The organism is Arthrobacter celericrescens (genome assembly GCF_003614925.1).
In the GTDB taxonomy this organism is placed as follows: domain Bacteria; phylum Actinomycetota; class Actinomycetes; order Actinomycetales; family Micrococcaceae; genus Arthrobacter; species Arthrobacter celericrescens.
Window position 1 is genome coordinate 18,890 of sequence record NZ_QYLP01000088.1, and the last position, 22,737, is coordinate 41,626.

Consider the following 22,737-nt stretch of genomic DNA (forward strand, 5'->3'; position numbering starts at 1 on the left):
GGCGTATGTCAGCTAATGCTGACAAACGGATCACGGCTTCCGGGTGGCGTGTGATGCTGCCGTGGCGCGGATTCCGGGCCTACACTTCAGGCAAGGCATTTGTCCATGCAACCGGACATGCCACACCCACCCGAAACCGAGGGAGAAGTAGAAAATGTCGCAGCTCCTGAACATCCCCATCGACCGTTCCTCGCCCGTACCCCTGTACCACCAGGTGGTCCAGGGCATCGAAGGCATGATCCGCTCCGGCGCCCTGGAACCCGGCTCCCGGCTGGAAAACGAGATCGAGCTGGCCAACCGGCTCAACCTGTCCCGCCCCACCATGCGCAAGGCCATGGATGAGCTGGTGCGCGCCGGGCTGCTGGTCCGCAAGCGCGGAGTGGGCACCCAGGTGGTCGCGAGCCAGGTGCGGCGTCCGCTGGAGCTCTCCAGCCTCAACGACGACCTCGTGCGCACCGGCCAGAAGCCCAGCACGCGCGTGCTGTCGTTCAGCCACGGCCCCGGGCTGGAAGAGCAGCGCAGCACGCTGCAGCTGCCGCCCGGCGTCGGCGTCTACCACTTCACCCGGCTCCGCAGCGTCGGCAACAAGCCGCTGGCGCTCATGGAGAACTGGGTGCGCGACGACGTCGCGCAGCTGAGCGAGGAAACGCTCAAGGAGCGCGGTATGTACGACCTCCTGCGCACCGCCGGGGTCAACTTCCGGCTCGCGCAGCAGAGGATCGGTGCCGCCGTCGCGGACGAATACCAGGCCGAGATGCTCGGCTGCGAGGTGGGCGCGGCGCTCGTGACCATGGAGCGCACCGCGGTGGATGACACGGGCCGGAACATCGAAACCGGGCACCACGTGTACCGGGCCGATTCCTACAGCTTTGAAATGACGCTGGTCCAGCGCTGAGGCGCGGGGCCGGCACCCCCGATTGAAAGGACGCTCCCCCATGGCCGAATGGGTCTACCCCTACGGAACAGCAGCCGACGGCGACTGGCAGGTCTCCCTCGGCGCGCACGACAGTAGCACCCGGGTGGAGGGCTGGGCCCACACCGGCCTCAAGGTGGCCACCCTTGCCCCGGGCGGATCGGTGTCCCTGGACGCCGCCGCCGAGGAGCGGATCGTGGTCCCGTTGGAGGGGTCGTTCACCGTGACGGTCGACGGCGAGGAGCACGAGCTGCGCGGCCGGCGGAGCGTTTTCCACGGCGCCACGGACGTGCTGTACACCGGCATCGGGAAGGCCGCCACGGTTCGCACCGCGGGCGGCGGCCGGGTCGCTGTCGCGCTGGCACCGGCGAAGGCGGAGTACCCCACCCGTCTGGTCCGTGCCGAAGAGACCCCGCTGGAATTGCGCGGAGCCGGGAACTGCTCCCGCCAAGTCCACAACTTCGGCACCCCCGCTGCCCTGGAGGCGGACCGCTTCATCGTCTGCGAAGTCATCACCCCGGCCGGGAACTGGTCCTCCTACCCGCCGCACAAGCACGACGAGGAAAAGGACGGCGAAACCGCGCTCGAGGAAATCTACTACTTCGAAACCCGCCTCGCCGAAGGCTCCCCCGTCCCCGCCGGCAGCCCTGCCGGAACCGATCCCCTGGGCTACGTCCGCGTCTCCGCCTCCGATGAGCGGCCCATCGACATCTGCGGCGAAGTCCGCACCGGCGACGTCGTCCTGGTCCCCTACGGCTGGCACGGCCCCGCCATGGCCGCCCCCGGCTACGACATGTACTACCTCAACGTAATGGCCGGGCCCGGCCGCGTCCGCGAGTGGCTCATCAGCGACGACGAGCACCACGGCTGGGTGCGCACCACCTGGGAGGGCGTCGACGTCGACCCCCGGCTGCCGTTCACGGCGTAACTGGATTTTGCCCCCTCAAGCGTGGGTGGCCCCCTGAAATTTCAGGGGGCCACCCACGTCTGTTGGGGTGGTTTTCCACATAGGGGTCTTGGGCGGTGCCGGTTCCTGCGCCGAGGGGTTTCAGTGGGTACATGGAATTTCCGCACGCCACCTTCCTCAGCTCAGCCTCCGGAACCCGGGCCGGCGCCACGCCCTGGGAACTGCACCGCGGATACGTGCGTGGGAGCCTGGTCCGCGTCCGCCACGGTGTCTACCTCCCGGCCGAGCAATGGCTCTCCGGCACGGGGTGGGACCGCTATGCGCTCACGACGGCGTCCCTCGCCGTGCGGGATCAGTCCCCGGTCTTCTGCCGGGAGACCGGGTTGTTGCTCTGGGGGCTGGGCCTCGCCCGGGATTCCACAGACGGTGGAGTACCTGACCGGCCGACGCCAGATGCTTGGGCGCTCGGCGGCGCCGTCCCTCTACGGGAACCGGGATGCGCTGGAAGAACTCAAGGCACGGGTGGCGCCCGACCTTTCCATGCTGCCCACGGGGTTCAGGGATGCCAGGCGGCTGGGATCGTCCACGGGCAAGTGGAGTGTCGTGTCGCGGCGGCTTGGCCTGCGCCTGCACGTGCAGGATTTCGACGGACTGCTCGCCGATACCCTTCACCGGCTGTCGTTCCCGGAGGCTGTGGTGGTGACCGACCAGGTGATCCCGGCAGAGCGTGGCTCGGCGCGGGCCGGCGAGCGCTGCACCCGGTCCAAGGAGCATCTCGCGGCTCTCTGCGCGGCCTTGGGCAAGGGCGCCCAAAGGGAGCGGATGGCCGCGGTCCTGGCCTTCGCGGATCCGCTGTCCGAATCCGTGGGCGAGTCGTACAGCCGGGCTGTCATCGCGAAGCTTGGCTTCGAGCTGCCGGAGCTGCAGTTTCGCGTCCTTGGCGCGTCCGGGGAGGTGGCGCGGACGGACTTCCATTGGCGGGAACGGAAGCTGGTGGGCGAGTTCGACGGCCTGATGAAGTACACCCGGGCCCGGGAGCTCAGCGGGAAAACCGCAGCGCAGGTGACGGAAGAGAAGCTCCGCGAGGACCGGATCCGCGAACTCGACTACGGCGTGGTCCGCTGGGTCTGGGACGAGGTGATGAATCCGGAACGGCTTGCGGCCAAACTCCTGCGCGCAGGCGTTCCGCGGAGGACCCGCTGAGGCCGCTGAGCTCCCTCGTCAGTTCTGCCCCTCAAACGTAGGTGACACCCGGAAATTTCAGGGGGTCACCCACGTCTGGCGGGGCGAAGCCTGGCCAGAGTCCGAACTCTGGCCACAGTCAGGAGCCGGGCCGCAGGCGAAGCCGCAGCCGTCAGACCCGCGCCGCCTCCACCACGGGCGCGACGAAGCGGCCCTCGGCCATGCTGAGGTGCAGGGCTTCCCTTACGGCGAGGTTCCACTCGGTGAGCTCACGGAACGGCATGGCCTCGCCGCCGTCCAGGACCACACCGCTGAAGAATTCGATCTCCTTCCGGAACGCGTCGTCGGCCACCTCGCGCAGCTCCGTGGAGCCGTCCCGCCCTTCGATGGTGAGGGTGACGAGCTCGCCCGGGTCGGGGTCGAAGGCGTTGGAGGCGGTCACGCTCCCCCGGGTGCCGGTGACCCGCAGGGTCAGGTCCTTCGGGCCTTCGAAGCCACAGTCCACGGTGCCCAGCACGCCGTCGTAATCCAGCAGCGCCGCCATGGACGTATCGACGGGATCGGAGAGGCTCACGCCCAACCCAGCCACACGGGACGGCGGCCGCCCCACAAGTTTGTTCAGGACGTCCACGCCATAAGTCCCGACGTCGTTCAGCGCACCGCCGTACTGCTCCTCCCGCAGGCGGGGCTCGCCGGGGCTGCGGTCGATCGCGAAGTTCACGCGGGCGTGCAGGGACACCAGCTCCCCCAAGGCGCCGGAGGCCAGGAGCTCCGCGATCACCCGGTGCTGCTCATGGAAGCGGTACATGAAGCCTTCCAGGAGGTGCACGCCGGTTTCCCGGGTGGCCTGCACCAGCTCGTGGTGGCCCTCCCAGTCCGGGACCAGAGGTTTTTCGCACAGCACATGCTTGCCGGCGCGGGCTGCCTTGACGGCCCACTCACGGTGCAGGTGATTTGGGAACGGAACGTAGACGGCGTCGACGTCGGGATCGGCCAGCAGCGCCTCGTGCGAGTCATAGGCCCGGTCGACACTGAACTCCTGCGCGACGGCGGCCGCGGAGCCGCTAGCGCTGGAGATCGCCACGACGCGGGCGTTGCCGGCACGGGCGGCGGCCGGGAGGAAGCGGTTCCGGGCGATGCGGGCCGTGGTCAGCACGCCCCAGCGGACTTCGTTGTCCATGGTGTCCTTTCGATGGTGTCGGAAGAAGCCCCTTCAGACGTGGTTGACCCCCTGAAATTTCAGGGGGTCAACCACGTATGAGGGGGCGGAAGCGGAAGGCCTCAGCCCTTGCTGAACTTCGCCACGTACTTTTCGATTGTTTCCAGCTGGTACCGGGCAACGTCGTGCGCGTTCTCATCCTCGGCGAACACGGAGGAGCACATCACGGTGTCCGGGGAGTCCAGGAAGCCCACCTCGGCCAGGCCGCCGAAGAACTCGTCCCAGTTGACCTCGCCGTCGCCGATCTTCAGGTGCTGGTGCACGCGCACCGCGTTGCCGGGCGGGTTGGTGATGTACCGCAGCCCGTGGGAGGCATGGTGGTTGAGGGTGTCGGACACGTGGACCACCCGCAGGCGGTCCCCCGCGGCGCGCATGATCTCCAGCGGCTCGTCCTTCATGTGGAAGGTGTGCGAGGCGACGTAGACCATGCCGACGTTCGGGGAGTTCAGGCCCCGGATCACGCGCCACGCGGCCAGGCCCTCCTCCACGAAGTCGTCCGGATGCGGGTCGATCGCCACGTGGACGCCCTCGCGTTCGAAGACCGGCAGCAGCTCTTCCATGGACTTGTAGAAGGCGGCTTCGGATTCCTCGGGCAGCTCAGGGCGGCCGGAGAACTCGGTGTTCATCTGGGTGCAGCCCAGGCCCACGGAGATCTGGATGGCGCGCTTCCAGTACCGCACCGCGGCCTGGCGCAGGGTTTCGTCCGGCCCGGACCAGCGCAGCACGGGCAGCACCGATGCCACCTCGACGCCGGCCGCCTCACAGTTCTTCCGGAACTGCGCCACGAGCGCGTCGTCCGCCTTGGGGTGGCGGAAGAACGGGATCATGTCCGCGTGCGGGGTCATCTGCAGGTAGCGGTAACCCAGGTCCGCGGCGAGGGCCGGGAACTCCAACAGGGAGTGGCTGTGGTGGAACGGGGTGGGGTCGAGCGCGATCTTCACTGCTTCTCCCCTTCAGCGCGGTTTTCCTCAGCGCGGTAGAGTTCCGGCTTCTCGTTCAGCACGACGGCCACCTTCTCGCCGCTCTTCTGCGCCTCGACGCCGGCCTCGCAGCAGGCGGCGGTGGCGTACCCGTCCCAGGCGGACGGACCGCCCAGCTCGCCGCGGGCGGCGGCGTCCACCCAGGACTGGACCTCGACGTCGTACGCGGCACCGAAACGCTCGATGAAACTCGGGGTGACCTGCCCGCCCCAGCCGCCGCTGCGGCGTACGTACGGGCCGCCGTCGCGGCCGATGTTCACGATCGCCTCTTCGAAGGCGGCCTCGGTGGCCACCTCGTAGCCGAACTTCGCGTTGACGAAGATCTCGACGTCGGCCAGGACACCGGATTCGGTCTCGATCAGGACGTGCTGCGGGTCGTGTTGGCCCGCCGGGGCTTTGCTGGACGCCTTGCCGAGGCGGACCTGGACGGAGGTGATCTCTTCGCCGGTCAGGTAGCGGATCACATCGAATTCGTGGACCACGGAGTCGTTGATGAGCATCTCGTTCGTGAAGCCGGCCGGGGTGCTCGGGTTGCGGTGGCGGCAGTGCAGCATGAGCAGCTCGCCCAGCTCGCCGCCGCGGATCAGGCCGCCCAGTTCGGCGTATTCGGCGTCGTAGCGGCGCATGAAGCCCACCTGAATGCGCTTCCGGCCGGCTTCGACCTCGGCCTGGACGATCTTCCAGGCAGAGCCGGCGTCCGGGGTCAGCGGCTTCTCGCACAGGATCGGAATGTCCAGCGGCAGCGCCTCGAGCAGGGCCTGTTCGTGCAGGAAGCCGGGGGTGGCGATCAGGACGGCGTTCACGTCGCCGGAGGCGTAGGCCTCGGCGGCGGTCGCGAAGGCCTTGGCGCCGGGGATCCCGGCGATGGCGGCGTTGGCACGGTCCAGGTCGATGTCGACGACGGCGGCCACGTCGGCGCCGTGGATACGCGTGTGGAGGCGCTTGATGTGGTCTGCGCCCATCATGCCGGCGCCGATGACGGCGACGCGCAGGTTTTCACTCATGGTGACGTTTGCCTTTCAGCTCAGTGTGTTCGAAGGATCCGGTTTCTCAGCCGACAGTGGTGCGGGAGCCACAGGAGAGCAGGTAGTTCCTGGTGCGCTTGGCAATGGGCATCGGCACATCGAAGGCCACCGGGTACATGTCCTGCTCCACGATCCCGAAGATCGGCCGGTTGAGGCCTTCGACGGCCTCAATGACGGCGCGCAGGTCCGGCAGGCCGTTCGGCGGTTCGGTCATGACGCCGGCCAGGTTGGCGGCGGCCCAGGTCAGGTTTTCCTCGTTGACCTTCTGCAGGACTTCCGGGTTGATCTGCTTCAGGTGCAGGTAGCCGATGCGGTCCGGGTAGTTCTTGATCAGCTCCAGGCTGGAGGCGCCGCAGTATTCGGCGTGGCCGGTGTCCAGACAGAGGTTCAGGTACTGCGGGTCGGTGGCGGCCAGCAGGGTTTCGATGTCCTGCTGCGCACCGACGTGGGAGTCCGCGTGGGAGTGGAACTGCTGGTGCAGCCCGAAGTCTTCCAACAGGACCTTGCCCATACGGTTGTGCCCGGCAAAGAGGTCGGCCCACTGCTCGTCCGTCAGTTCGCCGCTCTCCACGGCCTCGCCCGTGACGTCGTCGCGCCACATGGCCGGGATGACCACGATGTGCTCGCCGCCCATGGCCGCCGTCAGTTCGGCCACCTTGCGGGCCGGTTCCCAGGCTTCGTCGTACTGCTTCGCGCCGCGGTGGAAGGCGGTGAACACGGTGCCGGCGGTGACCTTAAGGTCGCGCTGCTTGAGTTCCTCGGCCAGCCGGGCGGGGTCGTTGGGCAGGTACCCGTAGGGGCCCAGTTCAATCCATTTGTAGCCGGACTCGGCCACCTCATCCAGGAACCGTTCCCAGGGGGTCTGCTTGGGGTCATCGGCGAACCAGACGCCCCAGGAGTCGGGGGCGGTGCCGATGGTGAGCTTGTTCTCGACGTCGGTCATGACAGCGTTGTCTTTTCTCTGCGGCGTGGTCAGTTGGTGGGGAAGTTGTAGCTGGCGCCGGTGCGCTGTTTGGGTTCGGGCCAGCGTTCGGTGATGACTTTGGCGCGGGTGTAGAAGGATACGCCTTCGGGGCCGTAGATGTGCTTGTCGCCGAACAGGGAGTCCTTCCAGCCGCCGAAGGAGTGGTAGGCCACGGGGACGGGGACGGGGACGTTGATGCCGATCATGCCCACGTGCACGCCGCGGTGGAATTTGCGGGCGTTCGCGCCGGAGGAGGTGAAGATGGCGGTGCCGTTGCCGTAGGGGTTGGAGTTGATGAGTTCGATGGCTTCCTCGACGGTTTCGGTACGGACCACGGACAGGACGGGTCCGAAGATTTCTTCCTGGTAGGCGTCCATGTCGAAGTCGACCTTGTCGATCACGGTGGGACCGAACCAGTAGCCGTCTTCCTGGCCTGGCACGGTGAATTCGCGGCCGTCGACCACGAGGTCGGCGCCGGATTCGGCGGCGGCGGTGACGATGGAGCGCATTTTCTGCTGGGCGGCCTTGGTGATGACCGGGCCCATTTCGGCGTCGGGGTGGGTGCCGTCGGCCACGCGGACGGCTTCGGCGCGGTCCTTGACCTTGGCCACGAGGGCGTCGGCGGCGTCGCCGACGGCGATCGCGACGGAGATGGCCATGCAGCGCTGCCCGGCGGAGCCGAACGCGGCGGCGGCCAGGTGGTCGGCGGCGTTGTCGAGGTCGGCGTCGGGCAGGATGATGGCGTGGTTCTTTGCCCCGCCCAGGGCCTGGACGCGCTTGCCGTGCGCGGTGCCGGTGTCGTGCACGAGCTTGGCCACCGGGGTGGAGCCGACGAAGGAGATTGCGTCGATGTCCGGGTGGGTCAGCAGGCCCTGGACCACTTCGCGGTTGCCGTGCAGGACCTGGAAGACGCCGTCGGGCAGGCCGGCCTGCTTGAACAGCTTGGCCAGTAGCATCGCGGCGGACGGGACCCGGCCGGAGGGCTTGAGGATGAAGGTGTTGCCGGTGGCGATGGCCATCGGGGCCATCCAGAGCGGCACCATGACGGGGAAGTTGAAGGGGGTGATGCCGGCGACGACGCCGACGGGCTGGCGGTAGGAGAAGACGTCGATGCCGGTGGAGGCCTGGTCGGAGTACTCGCCCTTGAGCAGCTGCGGGATGCCGCAGGCGAATTCGATGACCTCCAGGCCGCGGCCGATTTCGCCCTTGGCGTCGGAGAGGACTTTGCCGTGCTCGGCGGTGATCAGGGCGGCCAGTTCGTCCACGTGCGCGGCGACGAGCTCGCGGAATTTGAACAGGATGGTGGTGCGCTTGGCCAGGGAGACGTCGCCCCAGGACTTCGCGGCCTCCTTCGCGATCGCGACGGCCTGGTCCAGGTCGGACGGGCTGGCGAGCCGGACTTCACCGGTCTGGGCGCCCGTGGCGGGGTTGAACACACCCTCGGTGTCGGTGCCGGTGCCGGGGTGCTCGGCACCGTTGAAGAAGTGCGGAATGGTGGTGATGGTCATGTGTTTCTCCTGCGTGGAAGTTTTCAAGGGTGGATGCGGGGGCGCGTCCTTCAACGGACGGTTCAGCCCAGCAGGGGTTTTTGGACGGCTTTCCAGTCTTCGTAGACCTGGCGGGCTTCTTTGGTGCTGTCGAGTTCGGCGGTGGCGGAGACGGGCACGTCCCACCAGGACTCGGAGGAGGGTGCGTCGATCAGGGGGTCGGATTCGACGTGGATCACGATGGGCCCGGTGCCTTCGGGGGCGGCCTTGGCCTTGGCGATCGCGGCTTCGAGGTCGTCGATGACGTGCTCGCCCGGTTCGATCCGGTACACGGTGGCGCCGAGGGATTCGGCGTTGGTGGCCAGGTCGATGTTGAGTTTCTCGCCGGCGTCGAAGGAGTGGGTGGCTTTGTCCAGCACCCGGTACTGGGTGCCGAACCGCTGCGAGCCGAGGGACTCGGAGAGGGAGCCGATGGAGGCGTAACCGTGGTTCTGGATGAGGACGACGATCAGTTTGATGCCCTCGGCGACGGCGGTGACCAGTTCGGTGTGCATCATCAGGTAGGAGCCGTCCCCGACCATGACGACGACGTCGCGGTTCACCCCGCCGGCCTTCGCCTCGTCCAGGGCGGCGCGCTTGACGCCCAGGCCCCCGGCGATTTCGTAGCCCATGCAGGAGAACGCGTATTCCACGTGGTAGCCGAACGGGTCGGTGACCCGCCACATCTTGTGCAGGTCCCCGGGCAGGGACCCGGCGGCGCAGATCAGCACGTCCTGGCCGGCCATGGTCCGGTTGGTCGCGCCGATGATCGCGTTCTGCGACACCAGCGGTGCGTGGCGCTGGGCGAACGCGGTGTCCACGGTGGCGTCCCAGCGGGCCTTTTCCTCCGCAACCTCCGCGGCCACCCCGGCGGCCACGGAGTAGGACCCGGACAGTTCGGCCGTCAACGCTTCGAGGGCCTTGCGGGCGTCGGCCACGATCGGCAGGGTGGTGCCGTGCTTGTAGGCGTCGATCGCGGCCACGTTGATGTTCACGAACGTCACGTCCTCGTTCTGGAACGCGGTCCGGGACGCGGTGGTGAAGTCCTCGTATCGGGTGCCGATGCCGATCACCAGGTCCGCTTCGCGGGCCAGGGCGTTCGCCGCCGTCGTGCCCGTGGAGCCGATCGCACCGAGCGCCTGGGGGTGGTTCCAGGGCAGGACGCCGACGCCGGCCTGGGTCCAGCCGACCGGGATGCCGGTCGCTTCGGCGAACTCCCGCAGCTGGTCCTGGGCGAAGGCGTACAGGACGCCGCCGCCGGCCACGATCAGGGGCCGCTTGGCCGCCTTGATGCGGGCCACGGCTTCGGTGATGTCTTCCGGTTCCGGGGCGGGGCGGCGGATCCGCCAGTCCCGCTCGGCCAGGAATTCCTCGGGGACCTCGATGAGTTCGGCCTGCACGTCCTGGGGCAGGGCGATGGTCACCGCGCCGGTTTCGGCCGGGTCGGTCAGCACCCGCAGGCCGTTGAGCAGGGCGGAGAACAGCTGTTCGGGGCGTTGGACCTTGTCGTAGTACTTCGAGACCGGACGGAACGCGTCGTTGACGGTGATGTCGTAGCCGTGGGGCTGTTCGATCTGCTGCAGCACCGGGTCCGCGGCACGGGTGGCGAAGGTGTCCGAGGGGAACAGCAGCACCGGCAGCCGGTTGGCCGTGGCCAGCGCCGCACCGGTGAGCAGGTTCGTGGAACCGGGTCCCACCGAGGTGGTCACCGCGAAGGTCTGCCGGCGCCGGGTGTGCCGGGCATAGCCGGCCGCCTGGTGCGACTGGGCCTGTTCGTTGCGGCCCTGGTAGTACGGCATGAGCGTCGGGTCGGCAGCCTGGAACTGTTTCAGCGCCTGGCCCACCCCGGCCACGTTCCCGTGCCCGAAGATGCCGAACATGCCCGGAATCAGCCGCTCCCGGTACTCCACCCCGCCCACACGGTCCACGGTGTACTGCTTGCCCAGGAACTCAACAACAGCCTGGGCCACGGTCATGGTGCGGGTCATCGCACGGTCTCCTTGCTGACGAAACGGGTGATTTCTTCAGGTTTGATTTCCTCACAGTGCAGCAGCGACGCCGCGGCGGCGACGGCACCAGCCACATCGCCGTCGGCCGGATACAGCAGGGTCCGTCCCACGGTAAGGCCCTGCACTCCCGGCAGAGCCAGTGCCTTGCCCCACTGGGCGAAGACCTCGTCCGGGGAACCCGTCGGGTCCCCGCCGAGCAGGACCGTGGGCATGGTGGTGGCCGCCATCACGCGTTCCATCTCCTCCACCACGGGCAGCTTCATCCAAGTCAGGGCACTGCTGGCACCCAGGCCCGAGGCGATGCCGATGGACTTGATCACCGCGTCCGGGGACAGGTCGTTGCGCACCTTGCCGTCCACCCAGGCGGACAGGAACGGCTCCACCATGGCGATCAGGCCGCGGCTGGTCAGCGAATCGATCGCCTTCGCGGTCGCTTCGAGGAACTGAGCCGTCACCGGGTCGCCCAGGGCGATGCGGGTGAGCATCTTGCCGCCGTCGGCACCCAGCGCCGCGAGGGCCTCGGCCGTGTGGCCTGTAAAACGGTCGTCGAACTCGTTCACGAGGCCGGCCAGGCCGCCGCGGTTCATCGAGCCGAACACGAGCTTGCCGTCCAGGGCGCCGAGCAGCAGCAGGTCATCCATGATGTCCGGGCTGGCCAGCACGCCGTCCACGGCGGGGTTGGACAGTGCTATCTGCAGGCGGTCCAGCAGTTCCCGGCGGTTCGCCATCGCCGTCGGCCGGCCCTGCGCGGCAAGGGCCCCGCGGGCCGGGTGGTCGGCGGCCACGATGAAGTTCTGCTTGCCCAGCACCGCACCCGGGTGCCTGACGCGGCCGGCCGCGGCCCTGGCCACCGCGCCCGGATCCTCCAGGCGGATCTTGGTCAGGAACTCATAGCGGCGCGGGTTCTCAAGGTCGAGGGTTTCGAGGCTCATTTGGCCAGCTCCTTCAGGGAATCGGCCACCAGGCGGCCGCGTGCGCTCAGCAGGGACACAACTTCCTCCGGCGTGGGCATCGCGTCCGCGCAGGACAGGCGGGAGGCCACGATCGCGCCCGACGCGTTGGCGTAGTCCAGGACTTCGGCCAGGGACCAGCCGGCCAGCAGGCCGTGCACGAACGCCCCGCCAAAGGAGTCACCGGCGCCCAGGCCGTTCAAGGTCTGCACCGGAACCGGCGCCGAGACCACCCGCTCGGTGCGGGTCTTGGCCATCACGCCCTCCGGGCCGAGCTTCACGACGGCGATCTGCACGCCCGCGTCCAGCAACCGGTCCGCCTGCTCGTCCGGAGTCCCGGGGCCGACCGCGACCGCGCACTCCTCGTCGTTGCCGATCGCCACGGTCACGTGCGGCAGGACCTTGGCGACCTGTTCGCGGGCCTCCTCGACACTGTTCCAGAACATCGGCCGGTAATCCAGGTCAAGGATGGTGTGCTGGCCCTCCTTCAGGCCGCTGTGCGGGCGGGCCTCGTGCGCGGCGATGTGCGCGGCGCGGCTGGGCTCCTGGCACAGCCCGGTCACAGTGGACCAGAAGATCTTCGCCTCCCGGATCGCGTCCAGGTCCAGCTCGCCCGCGTCGATCTGCAGGTCCGGCGCCGTGGGGAAGCGGCCGTAGAAGTACAGCGGGAACTTCTGCTCCTCGGGCAGGATCGCGCAGAACGTCGCCGGGGTCTGGAGACCCTCAACACCGCTGACGAAACGGTCATCCACGCCGAACTTGGCCAGTTCCCCGTGCAGGTACTCCCCGAAAGGATCCTGGCCGGTCCGGGTGATCACCGCCGTCGAGCGGCCATGCCGGGCCGCGGCGACCGCCACGTTCGAGGGCGAACCGCCCAGGTACTTGCCGAAGCTGCCCACCTTATCGAGGGTGACGCCGATGTCGTTCGGGTAGATGTCGACGCTGATGCGTCCCATCGTGAGTAGCTCGAAGCCCACTTCTTCCGCCTTCCTTGTCGTTCCGGTTCCCCGGAGCGGACCGCGGCCGTTGTGATGCCGGCCACAGCTAAACTTTCCTACGATTTTAATGTCCTGTCAAAGGTTTGTCAGAACATTTATTCCGAAACTACGACGCCGCGGGCACCTTGAGTTCGCCGGTCAGGTACTGGGCCCACCCGAAGCCGAAGGTCCAGTCCTCGGGGCCGTTTTCCACGTAGCCCAGGAAGATGTCCTCGCCGGCCACGCCGACGCCGCCGAGCGCCTGGTGGATCCTGGCATACAGGTTCTGCTTGGCTTCGACGCTGCGCCCCCGCTGGGTGAAGATCTGGAGCATGACCACCGCGCCACTGCGCTCGAAGCCAAGGCCCGCATCCTGCGCCACGAGCTGGCCCGCGGGATGCTCGGTGAGGATATGGAAGTAGTCGCGCTCGGGGATCCGGTATTCGTCGACGATCGCTTCGTGGACGGCCTGGCTGATCGCCTGGAGCTCTTCCGGGCTGCGGCCCGCGGTGACATCGATACGAACGAGGGGCATGGCGACCTTCCAATTGAGCTTCAAAGACTTTGTCCTGACATACTTACAATATCGCCGACTTGGAGGCCGGTCAATACCAGGCCTCCAAGCGTTCAGGACCAAGCGTTCAGGACCAGGCGCTACTTGGACTTCGCCACCACAAAGATCGCGCCGGTGGAAACGTCCTCTTCGAGGGCTTCCAGGGTGTGCCCGCGGGTCTCGGGGACCTGCGTGGCGACGAAGAGCAGGGCGATGGCGCCTACGACGGCGAAGAGGAAGAAGGTTCCCGTGATGCCGACGCCGGCCACGAGGGACGGGAAGTACAGGGACAGGAAGCCGTTGACGATCCAGAGCATGAAGATCGAGATGCCGGTGCCGATGCCGCGCATGTGGAGCGGGAAGACCTCTGAGAGATATACCCAGACGGCGACATTGAGGAAGGTCTGCATGGAGCCGACGAAGGCCACCACGAGGAACAGGATCACGAACGGGCGGATCGGGCTGCCCACGGGCAGGGCCATCGATGCGACGCCGATCAGCAGGTGGCAGACCGTGGTGAGGCTCAGGCCGATGATGAACGTCTTGCGGCGGTCCACGCGGTCCATCATGGTCAGGGCGATAATGCCGCCGACCACGGCGATGACACCCGGGGCGATGTTGGCGACGAGCGCTCCGCTTTCACTGAAGCCGGACTCGACGAGGACGGTCTGGCCGTAGTACATGATCGAGTTGATGCCGGTGAGCTGCTGGGCAACCCCGAGGCCGATTCCGACCAGGAGGATGCGCAGGAGGTTGCGGTTGCTGAGGATGGCACGCCAGCCGACAGTGCTCGACTTCTCGGAGCGGGCGATGTACTCGACTTCGGCAAGTTCGGCGTCGGCGCGGTCCACGGAGCGGATGGTCCGCAGGACCTGCAGGGCCTCTTCGCGACGCCCCTTCTCCACGAGCCAGCGCGGGGATTCCGGCATCCGGAGCATGCCGAAGAAGAGCGCGACGGCGGGCAGGGCACAGACGGCGAACATGATGCGCCAGACTCCCTCCACGTGGCCGAAAAGCCCGCCGATGACGGCGTTGACAACGAACGCGGCAAGCTGCCCGACGACGATCGCGAGTTCGTTGCGCCCGGACAGCGAGCCGCGGATCTCGTACGGTGCCAGTTCGGCGAGGAAGACAGGAACGACGGCGGACGCGCCGCCCACTGCGAGGCCGAGCAGGATGCGGCCCAGCACCAGGACGGCGAAGTTCGGGGTGAGCACCACGGCGAGGGTTCCCACGAAGAAGAGTGCAGCCAGGAGGAGGATCGTCTTCCGGCGGCCCCAGCCGTCGGAGATGCGTCCACAGGAAATCGCACCGATTGCGGCGGCAAACACCAGGGAGCTGGTGACGATGCCTTCCGTGAAGGCCGAGAGGCCGAGTTCCGCGGTCATGGGGCGCAGGGCCCCGTTGATAACACCAGTGTCATAGCCGAAGAGCAGGCCGCCGAAGGTGGCGACGAGGGCCACCAGGCCCAAGCGCTTCCGGTGCGGGCCGCCCGTCAGGGGCGGAAGTCCGGCGCCGTCCGTCAGCTTGCCGGCCGTGGGATGAGAACTCATGAGACTCCTTTGTCGTCGGGTCATGCGATGTGGATCACACACAGCCTAACGCGCGAAAGAAAGTTTGTCAGGTCATACTCTCAAAAAGTATTAATGTTTCTTTGGCCGTGCCATCATTGATGCCATGCGCACCCCGGAAACGGAAACAAACAAACGGGCGGTGACACAGAGCGACGTCGCCAGGCACCTCGGGGTGTCACGCACGCTCGTATCCTTCGCCATGCGCGGCGCACCGGGGGTCAGCGAGGACATGAGGCGGCAGATCCTCAGCGCCGCCGATGCGCTCGGGTACCGCCGCAACGTCCAGGCGGCGGATCTCGCCCGGAAGCGCCCGACGGCGGTAGGGCTGCATCTGGTGGACCTGCACAACGATGTCTATGCCGACATCTTCAGCGGCGTGCAGGAAGTCCTCAGGGCCAACGATTCCCGCCTGGTCATCAGCGTCAACGCCACACCCTACGGACCGGACCCGCGCGCACTGGACCCGCTCTTTGAAGCACAGGTGGGCGTCATCATCGCGGCCACACTGCTCGACCCGGACGAACGGGTGCAGGAACTGAACCGCCGCGTTCCTTTGGTCAACGTCACGCGCTCGGTGCCCGGAGTGGACAGCATCCATTCCGACGACATCAGCGGCGGCCGGCTGGCCACGGAGCACCTGCTGGAGCTCGGCCACCGGAACATCGCCCACCTGTGCGGTCCCGCCTTCGAAGGGCACTTGGAGCGGCGCACCGGCTACCGGGACACAATGCTGGAGCATGGGCTGCAGCCGCTCATCGTCGAGGCCGCGGGCTTCAGCCGGCGCGACGCGGCGGCCGTGGCGCTCGACGTCCTCGCGTCCCCGCCCGGGCAGCGGCCGAGCGCAATCTTCGCCCACAGCGACGAACTGGCCCTCGGCGTGCGGGAGGCTGCCGCCTCGCTCGGGCTGTCCATTCCCCGCGACCTCTCCCTGGTGGGCTACGACAATTCCCGGGTGGCGGGCCTGCACGGGATCGACCTGACCACTGTTGACCTGCACGCCCGCGAGCTCGGCCGCGCCGCCGGCCGGGCCGCCGTCGAGCGCATGCTCTACCCGGCCTCCCCCGCCGTCGACCGCATCCTCGCCCCGGCTCTAGTGACCCGCTCTTCCACCGCCGCCCTGCGCTGAAGGCCGCCCGCCGCCGTCGGGACCTTCCTGGCCGTTGGGTGCTCACTTGTGGCGGCTTTTTCGCGGAAAAACCCGTCACAACTGGGCACTCAACGGGACTTAACGACGACGGCGCCCGTCACCTTCGCGGGGAAGGTGACGGGCGCCGAACGTAACCCGGGCGCTGGGCCTGCTGTCTTAGAGCGCTGCGAAGACCTCGCGGAGCAGCTTGGCGGTCTCGGACGGCGTCTTGCCGACCTTCACGCCTGCGGCTTCGAGGGCTTCCTTCTTGGCCTGGGCGGTACCGGCGGAGCCGGAGACGATGGCGCCTGCGTGTCCCATGGTCTTGCCTTCGGGGGCGGTGAAGCCGGCCACGTAGCCGACGACCGGCTTGGTGACGTTGGCCTTGATGAAGTCAGCCGCACGCTCTTCGGCGTCGCCGCCGATTTCGCCGATCATGACGATCGCCTTGGTCTCCGGGTCGGCTTCGAACGCAGCGAGGGCGTCGATGTGGGTGGTGCCGATGATCGGGTCACCGCCGATGCCGATGGCCGTGGAGAAGCCGAGGTCGCGCAGTTCGAACATCATCTGGTAGGTCAGGGTGCCGGACTTGGAGACCAGGCCGATGGGGCCCTTGCCCGTGATGTTCGCCGGGGTGATGCCCACCAGGGCTTCGCCCGGGGTGATGATGCCGGGGCAGTTCGGGCCGATGATGCGGGTGATCTGCTTGCCGTCGGCGTCCACCTTGGACTGGGCCAGGGCCCAGAATTCGGCGGAGTCCTGCACCGGAACGCCTTCGGTGATGACAACCACGAGGCCGATGCCGGCTTCGATGGCCTCGACCACGGCGGACTTGGTGAATGCCGGGGGAACGAAGACGATCGAGACGTCGGCGCCGGTCTCCGCGATGGCTTCCTTGACGGTGCCGTAGACGGTGATTTCCTTGTCGCCATGCAGCACGGTGGTGCCTGCCTTGCGGGCGTTCACGCCGCCGACGATGTTGGTGCCGGCCTTGAGCATCAGGGCGGTGTGCTTGGTGCCTTCGCCGCCGGTGATGCCCTGGACGATGACCTTGGAGTCCTTGTTGAGGTAGATAGACATAGTCTGCGTCCCTTTACTTTGCTGCGTTGGCGAGCTCGGCGGCCTTGTCGGCGCCCTCGTCCATGGTTGCTGCCAGGGTCACCAGCGGGTGGTTGGCCTCGGTCAGGATGCGGCGGCCCTCGTCCACGTTGTTGCCGTCGAGGCGGACAACCAGCGGCTTGTTGGCGGACTTGCCCAGTTCGGCAAGCGCACCCACGATGCCCTTGGCCACGGCGTCACAGGCGGTGATGCCGCCGAAGACGTTCACGAAAACGCTCTTGACCTGCTCGTCGCCCAGGATGACATCCAGGCCGGCGGCCATGACCTCGGCGGAGGCTCCACCGCCGATGTCGAGGAAGTTGGCGGGCTTCACGTTGCCGTGGTTCTCGCCTGCGTAAGCGACGACGTCGAGGGTGGACATCACAAGACCGGCGCCATTGCCGATGATGCCCACTTCGCCGTCCAGCTTCACGTAGTTGAGGTCCTGCGCCTTGGCCTTGGCCTCGAGCGGGTCAGCGGCTTCCTTGTCTTCCAGCTCGGCGTGGTGCACGTGGCGGAAGTCGGCGTTCTCGTCGAGGGAGACCTTGCCATCCAGGGCAACGATGTCACCGGCGCCGGTGCGGACCAGCGGGTTGACCTCCACCAGGGTGGCGTCTTCCTTCTTGAAGACGTCCCAGAGCTTCAGGATGACGGCGGAGACCTTGGGGGCCAGTTCGGCGGAGAAACCGGCGGCAGCGACGATCTCGTCAGCCTTGGCCTGGTCGATGCCGGTGGCGGGGTCGATGGCAACCTTGGCAAGGGCCTCGGGACGCTCGACGGCGAGCTGCTCGATTTCCATGCCGCCTTCGACCGAGCACATGGCCAGGTAGTTGCGGTTGGCGCGGTCCAGCAGGATGGAAAAGTAGAACTCTTCGGCGATGTCTGCGCCCTGGGCGATCATCACCTTGTTGACGGTGTGGCCCTTGATGTCCATACCCAGGATGTTGGTGGAGTGCTCAAGTGCCTCATCGGCAGTCTTGGCAACCTTCACGCCGCCGGCCTTGCCGCGGCCACCGACCTTAACCTGTGCCTTGACGACAGTGACTCCGCCGATCTTCTCGGCAGCTGCCTTTGCTTCTTCAGGAGTGTGCGCCACGATGCCGGCGAGCACGGGTACACCGTGCGCTTCGAACATATCGCGCGCCTGATATTCAAACAGGTCCACGGTTTAGTGTCCTTCTACGTCGAAGTAGTGTCGGTACAGCCGGCGTCCGCGGTGACCGCGGTAACCAGCTGCGGAAGAGAAGTGTGCAACATCCCGCCAAAACTGCCGGTCATATTGCGCAAGTTCCTCTGGAACTCTAGCCGCCCGCGGGGGCAAGCCGGTTCTACAGTACCCGTTAAGTGAGTAACCACACACTTCTATCAGACGTAGAAAATCCGCGGAATCCCGCGGATTTTCAGCAGTTTCCTCTCAGTTCGCAGGTTATGATGCCGGCATCGTGCCGCTGGTAACAGTTCCGCCCTTGGAGACGAGCATGTAGCCGGCCCGGTTCACGAAGAAGGCCACCCCCGCGGAGAGGTTCCCGCAGGCCACGCCGCCGTTGTAGGTGGAGCAACGCAGGCCGTTGCGTTCGATGTTCTGCCCTTCGCCGAGCACCGGCAGTTCCGCGATAGGTCCCGTGCGGCTGCCCTTGGGCCCGAACTCCGCCTCCATTTCGGTGACGCCGGAGCGGCAGCCGCCGTAGGCTACCTTGTCCGGCCGCAGCAGGACAGTGCCGCCTAGGTAGCCCAGGCCCGTGCCGTTGCAGGTATCCGTGGCGTCCTTGGGCTGCGGCGCAGGGTACGCGGCCAGTTCACAGTGCACCACCGGGACGGTGGCGAGCTTTCCGTTGGCGCTGTCGCCGTAGTTGTTGGCCTCGTAGGGCAGGTTCAGGTGGTCTCCACGGGCAGAGGTCATGGCGCACACGATGTTGCGGTCCGCGGTGACGAACGCGGTCACCTCGTCGCCGGTGAGTTCACTGGGCTGGGTGACCGGGACCTGCTTGAGCTGCTCGAGGGGAGGCAGCGGCGCCGGCGGCACATAGTCCGGGTCCTTCGTCGACACCGAACACCCGGTGGCCAGCATCAGCAGGCAGGCGGCCAGAATCCCCAACACAGTCCGTCGCATGGCACCCATTATGCCCGGCGGCGTCAGCCCTCGAGCTTGGTCAGCGGCGCGTAACGCAGCAGCAGGCGCTTCTCCCCGACGTCGAACGTCACCTTGGCGACCGTCTTGTCGCCTGATCCTTCGACGCCGATCACGGTGCCGTTGCCGAAGCTGGTGTGGTTCACCTTGTCCCCCACCGCCACGGTGATGACTTCCTTCTGCGGCTGCACGCGATTGCGTGCGACGGCGGCCGGCACGTCGGCGTCGAAGCCTGCGGTGGGGCTGGCGGCGGCGCCGCGGGAGGTCCCCGCGCCCCAATAGGAACCGCCGTAGCGGTTGCCGCCCGGGGACGATGCGCCCCAGCCGCCCAGCTGCCGGGAAGTGCCTTCGCGCTTCCACTCCACCAAGTCGGAGGGGATTTCCTCGATGAACTGGCTGGCCGGGTTGTACTGGCTCTGGCCCCACATGTTGCGGACCTCGGAGCGGGTGACGTACAGCCGCTGCCGGGCGCGGGTCAGGCCTACATAGGCCAGGCGGCGCTCTTCGGCCAGTTCCTTCGGGTCCGTGGCCGAACGCTGGTGCGGGAAGATCCCGTGCTCCATGCCGGTGAGGAACACCACCGGGAATTCCAGGCCCTTGGCGGTGTGCAGGGTCATGAGGGTGACCACGCCCAGGCGCTTGGCCTCGGCCACGGCGGCGTCGATGTCCGCACCCGGCGCGTCCGGGATCTGGTCGGCGTCGGCCACGAGGGAAACCTGCTCCAGGAACTCGCCGAGCGAGCCTTCGGGGTTGTCGCGCTCGTATTCGCGGACCACGGCCACCAGTTCGGCCAGGTTCTCCACCCGGGATTCGTCCTGCGGGTCGTTGCTGGCCCGCAGCCCTGCCAGGTAGCCGGTCTGTTCGAGCACGGCTTCCAGCGCGGCGGCCGCCCCGGATCCGGACGCCACTTCGGCCAGGTCGTCGAGCAGTTTCACGAAGCCGAGCACGGCGTTGACCGAGCGGGTGGCCATTCCGGGGGCTTCGGCGGCGCGGCGGGCCGCGGCCATGAAGGAGGTGCGGTCGCGTTCGGCGAGGGCCGCCACGGCACCTTCGGCGCGGTCGCCGATCCCGCGCTTGGGTTCGTTCAGCACGCGGCGGAGGTTGACGTCGTCGTCCGGGTTCACCAGGACGCGCAGGTACGCGAGGGCGTCCTTGATTTCCTTGCGTTCGTAGAAGCGGGTGCCGCCCACCACCTTGTACGGCAGGCCTACACGCACCAGCACGTCTTCGATGGAACGGGACTGTGCGTTGGTGCGGTAGAAGATCGCGACATCGCCCGGGCGCAGGCCTTCCTCGTCCTGGAGCCGGTCGATTTCCTTGGCGATGAACTGGGCTTCGTCGTGCTCGTTCTCACCCACGTAGCCGATGATCTTTTCGCCGTCGCCCTCGGCGGTCCAGAGCCGCTTCTCCTGCCGGTTCGGGTTGCGGGAGATCACCGAGTTCGCGGCGGAGAGGATGTTCTGGGTGGAGCGGTAGTTCTGCTCCAGCTTGATGGTGCGCGCGCTCGGGTAATCCTCTTCGAATTCCACGATGTTGCGGATGTCCGCGCCGCGGAAGGCATAGATGGACTGGTCGGAATCGCCGACGACGGTCAGCTCGCTCGGTCCGACATGTCCGGGCCCGCCGTGGCCGGGTCCGTCCAGGCCCTCGCCGTCATGCGTCCCGGCGTCCGTGCCCACGATCTCCCGGACCAGGGCGTACTGGGCGTGGTTGGTGTCCTGGTACTCGTCCACCAGCACGTGCCGGAAGCGACGGCGGTAGGACTCGGCAAGCGCCGGGAAGGCCCGGAACATGTAGACCGTCTGGGCGATGAGGTCGTCGAAGTCCATGGCGTTGGCCTGGCGCAGCCGCTGCGTGTAGCCCTTGAAGACCCCGGCCACGGCCTGTTCGAACGGATCGTTGTAGTTGGCCGCGGCGGCAAAGGCGTCGTCGTCCACGAGCTCGTTCTTGAGCGCGGAGATCTTGTGCTGGATGGCCTTGGGCGCGAAGCGCTTGGGATCCAGGTCCAGGTTCTTGGCCACCAGCGTGATCAGCCGCAGCGAGTCCGCGGAGTCATAGATGGAGAAGTTGGAATTCAGGCCCACGTTGGCGGCCTCGCGGCGGAGGATGCGCACGCAGGAGGAGTGGAAAGTGGAGATCCACATGCTCTTGGCGCGCCCGCCCACCAGGGCCTCGATGCGTTCGCGCATTTCGGCAGCGGCCTTGTTGGTGAACGTGATGGCGAGGATTTCGCCGTGGTGCGCACGGCCCGTGGCGATCAGGTACGCGATCCGGTTGGAGAGCACGCGGGTCTTTCCCGAACCCGCGCCGGCCACGATCAGCAGCGGGCTGCCGGAGTGCTTCACGGCCTCCTCCTGCTGCGGGTTCAGGCCCAGCAGCAGCGACTCGGCGCTCGGCATCGAGTGCCCGCCATGGCCGCCGCCAGACTCCCATGGAGCGGACCCGCCGGTCCCGGAACCACGCAGCGATGCGCCGGGTCCGCCGGACGCCGACGCGGGCAGGGCGGCACCGGCGAGGGACCGGGCGGGCTCGGGCGCAGCCTTGTAGGAGCTGCCTGCATAGGGGTCGAACAACATATCCATGGTGATTACAAGTCTAGGCGGTGGGGCTGACACCGGACTTCCGGGCCGTGACGTGGAGCGTCACGCGGCCCGCCTACCCGCGCCGGACTACGCGAACTGGGGCACGGAGGTGAGCGCCGCGCCGAGCTCGCGGACCGCCGTCGGGCCTCCGGCTATGAACCAGTCCAGTCCGTTCACGCGGACGACGGCGGTGTCCCCGCCGGCCGCGCGGACGATCGCCTTGCCGGGCAGCCAGTCCCATTCGGGGCAGCTGTGCTGGAACCAGCAGCCGAGTTCGCCGTCGGCCACCCGGCCAAGGTCGCAGGAACCGGAACCGAACATGCGCAGGGAGGCCGCCGACACCGCCGCAGCATGCCACGGCATGGCCGCGCGGGGGTCGGCGAGCCACGTGGGGTGGATGTACGTGGCGGCGCAGAGTTCGGCGAGCGCGGTGGCGGAAGGTCCGCTGATCCGTTCGCCGTTGAGGGTGGCCGGGCGGGATTCGCCGCCGAGCCAGAGCTTGTCCGGTTCCGGCTGGTAGACAGCGCCGAGGACCACCTCGGGGTCCCGGGCACCGCTGCCGGGAACACCGTCGCGCTTGAGGGCGATGGCCGAGCACCAGTACGCCGAGCCGTGCAGGAAGTTGAACGTGCCGTCCACGGGGTCGATCACCCAGGTGCGGCCGCTGCTGCCGGCCACGGAACTGCCTTCCTCGCCGAGGATCCCGTCGTCCGGGCGGCAGCGGCGCAGCTGCTCCAGCACATAGGCCTCGGCGGCCCGGTCGGCGGCGGTGACGACGTCGGACACGGAGGTCTTGCGGTCCGCCTGGAGCCCGCCCATCCGCATCAGGAGCGCGAGCTGCCCGGCCTCGCGGACGAGGGCCGCGGCCAGTTCGTAGTCGTCGAGTGCGGGGTCGAGTTCAACAGCGGAGTGCCTGCCAGTGGTCATGGGTCCCAGCCTATCCGCGAGGGGCCCCGGCCGAGCGCAGCGAGGTTGGGGAAGCGGATAGGCGCTATCCGCGAGGGGCCCCGGCCGAGCGCAGCGA

At 67.7% G+C, this 22,737-nt stretch carries 19 protein-coding genes; 4 read left to right on the top strand and 15 right to left on the bottom strand.

The window, feature by feature from the left end; translation table 11 throughout:
* The first annotated feature begins 154 nt into the window (after positions 1 to 154).
* The 3 genes from D3654_RS15100 (at position 155) to D3654_RS15110 (ending at position 3,023) form a co-directional block, all read left to right on the top strand.
* Positions 155 to 895 carry a GntR family transcriptional regulator gene (locus D3654_RS15100; RefSeq protein ID WP_120522300.1) on the top strand — a complete coding sequence of 247 codons (741 nt, stop codon included), beginning with the start codon at positions 155 to 157 and terminating at the stop codon, positions 893 to 895.
* Between the two features lie 40 nt (positions 896 to 935).
* Positions 936 to 1,841 (top strand): 5-deoxy-glucuronate isomerase, encoded by a 906-nt coding sequence (gene iolB, locus D3654_RS15105; RefSeq protein WP_120522301.1) that lies wholly within the window; start codon positions 936 to 938, stop codon positions 1,839 to 1,841.
* Between the two features lie 405 nt (positions 1,842 to 2,246).
* On the top strand, positions 2,247 to 3,023 hold the full coding sequence (locus D3654_RS15110; RefSeq protein WP_162943755.1) for a hypothetical protein: 777 nt from the start codon (positions 2,247 to 2,249) through the stop codon (positions 3,021 to 3,023).
* A 151-nt stretch (positions 3,024 to 3,174) separates the two neighbouring features.
* Here the strand turns inward: D3654_RS15110 and D3654_RS15115 are convergent, their stop codons facing one another.
* The 10 genes from D3654_RS15115 to D3654_RS15160 all read right to left on the bottom strand — a co-directional run bounded on the left by D3654_RS15115 (position 3,175) and on the right by D3654_RS15160 (position 14,758).
* Positions 3,175 to 4,182 carry a Gfo/Idh/MocA family protein gene (locus D3654_RS15115; protein WP_120522303.1) on the bottom strand — a complete coding sequence of 336 codons (1,008 nt, stop codon included), beginning with the start codon at positions 4,180 to 4,182 and terminating at the stop codon, positions 3,175 to 3,177.
* A gap of 101 nt (positions 4,183 to 4,283) precedes the next feature.
* A complete protein-coding gene (locus tag D3654_RS15120) occupies positions 4,284 to 5,162 on the bottom strand; it encodes a sugar phosphate isomerase/epimerase family protein (protein ID WP_120522304.1) in 879 nt (292 codons plus the stop codon).
* Positions 5,159 to 6,205: a Gfo/Idh/MocA family protein gene (locus D3654_RS15125; RefSeq protein WP_120522305.1), complete on the bottom strand. Its 1,047-nt coding sequence runs from the start codon at positions 6,203 to 6,205 to the stop codon at positions 5,159 to 5,161. Before D3654_RS15125 ends, D3654_RS15120 begins: the two co-directional genes overlap by 4 nt.
* Positions 6,206 to 6,251: 46 nt before the next feature.
* On the bottom strand, positions 6,252 to 7,169 hold the full coding sequence (locus D3654_RS15130) for a sugar phosphate isomerase/epimerase family protein (RefSeq protein ID WP_120522306.1): 918 nt from the start codon (positions 7,167 to 7,169) through the stop codon (positions 6,252 to 6,254).
* Positions 7,170 to 7,198: 29 nt separating this feature from the next.
* Positions 7,199 to 8,698, bottom strand: a complete 1,500-nt coding sequence (locus D3654_RS15135) for a CoA-acylating methylmalonate-semialdehyde dehydrogenase (protein ID WP_120522307.1) — start codon at positions 8,696 to 8,698, stop codon at positions 7,199 to 7,201.
* A gap of 62 nt (positions 8,699 to 8,760) precedes the next feature.
* On the bottom strand, positions 8,761 to 10,692 hold the full coding sequence (gene iolD, locus D3654_RS15140; RefSeq protein WP_120522318.1) for a 3D-(3,5/4)-trihydroxycyclohexane-1,2-dione acylhydrolase (decyclizing): 1,932 nt from the start codon (positions 10,690 to 10,692) through the stop codon (positions 8,761 to 8,763).
* Positions 10,693 to 10,700: 8 nt separating this feature from the next.
* Complete coding sequence (locus D3654_RS15145; protein WP_120522308.1) at positions 10,701 to 11,657, bottom strand: Cgl0159 family (beta/alpha)8-fold protein; 957 nt, start codon at positions 11,655 to 11,657, stop codon at positions 10,701 to 10,703.
* Entirely contained in the window at positions 11,654 to 12,652 is a 999-nt protein-coding gene (gene iolC, locus D3654_RS15150; RefSeq protein ID WP_120522309.1) for a 5-dehydro-2-deoxygluconokinase, read from the bottom strand. The genes D3654_RS15145 and iolC overlap by 4 nt, the downstream gene beginning before the upstream one ends.
* Positions 12,653 to 12,779: 127 nt before the next feature.
* Complete coding sequence (locus D3654_RS15155) at positions 12,780 to 13,187, bottom strand: tautomerase family protein (protein WP_120522319.1); 408 nt, start codon at positions 13,185 to 13,187, stop codon at positions 12,780 to 12,782.
* 119 nt (positions 13,188 to 13,306) lie between these two features.
* A complete protein-coding gene (locus D3654_RS15160; protein ID WP_120522310.1) occupies positions 13,307 to 14,758 on the bottom strand; it encodes a sugar porter family MFS transporter in 1,452 nt (483 codons plus the stop codon).
* Between the two features lie 160 nt (positions 14,759 to 14,918).
* On the opposite strand from D3654_RS15160, the gene D3654_RS15165 reads away from it, so the two are divergent.
* Positions 14,919 to 15,905, top strand: a complete 987-nt coding sequence (locus D3654_RS15165) for a LacI family DNA-binding transcriptional regulator (RefSeq protein ID WP_245413262.1) — start codon at positions 14,919 to 14,921, stop codon at positions 15,903 to 15,905.
* Between the two features lie 177 nt (positions 15,906 to 16,082).
* Here the strand turns inward: D3654_RS15165 and sucD are convergent, their stop codons facing one another.
* From sucD to D3654_RS15190, 5 genes are all read right to left on the bottom strand, one after another.
* Positions 16,083 to 16,985: a succinate--CoA ligase subunit alpha gene (gene sucD / locus D3654_RS15170; protein ID WP_120522312.1), complete on the bottom strand. Its 903-nt coding sequence runs from the start codon at positions 16,983 to 16,985 to the stop codon at positions 16,083 to 16,085.
* Between the two features lie 13 nt (positions 16,986 to 16,998).
* Positions 16,999 to 18,168, bottom strand: a complete 1,170-nt coding sequence (sucC, locus tag D3654_RS15175; protein ID WP_120522313.1) for an ADP-forming succinate--CoA ligase subunit beta — start codon at positions 18,166 to 18,168, stop codon at positions 16,999 to 17,001.
* A gap of 261 nt (positions 18,169 to 18,429) precedes the next feature.
* The gene (locus D3654_RS15180) at positions 18,430 to 19,122 is read right to left on the bottom strand and encodes a hypothetical protein (protein WP_120522314.1); all 693 of its coding nucleotides are present in this window, start codon (positions 19,120 to 19,122) and stop codon (positions 18,430 to 18,432) included.
* A 14-nt stretch (positions 19,123 to 19,136) separates the two neighbouring features.
* Complete coding sequence (pcrA, locus tag D3654_RS15185) at positions 19,137 to 21,713, bottom strand: DNA helicase PcrA (protein WP_120522315.1); 2,577 nt, start codon at positions 21,711 to 21,713, stop codon at positions 19,137 to 19,139.
* Positions 21,714 to 21,800: 87 nt separating this feature from the next.
* On the bottom strand, positions 21,801 to 22,640 hold the full coding sequence (locus D3654_RS15190; RefSeq protein ID WP_120522316.1) for an inositol monophosphatase family protein: 840 nt from the start codon (positions 22,638 to 22,640) through the stop codon (positions 21,801 to 21,803).
* Positions 22,641 to 22,737: the final 97 nt, after the last annotated feature.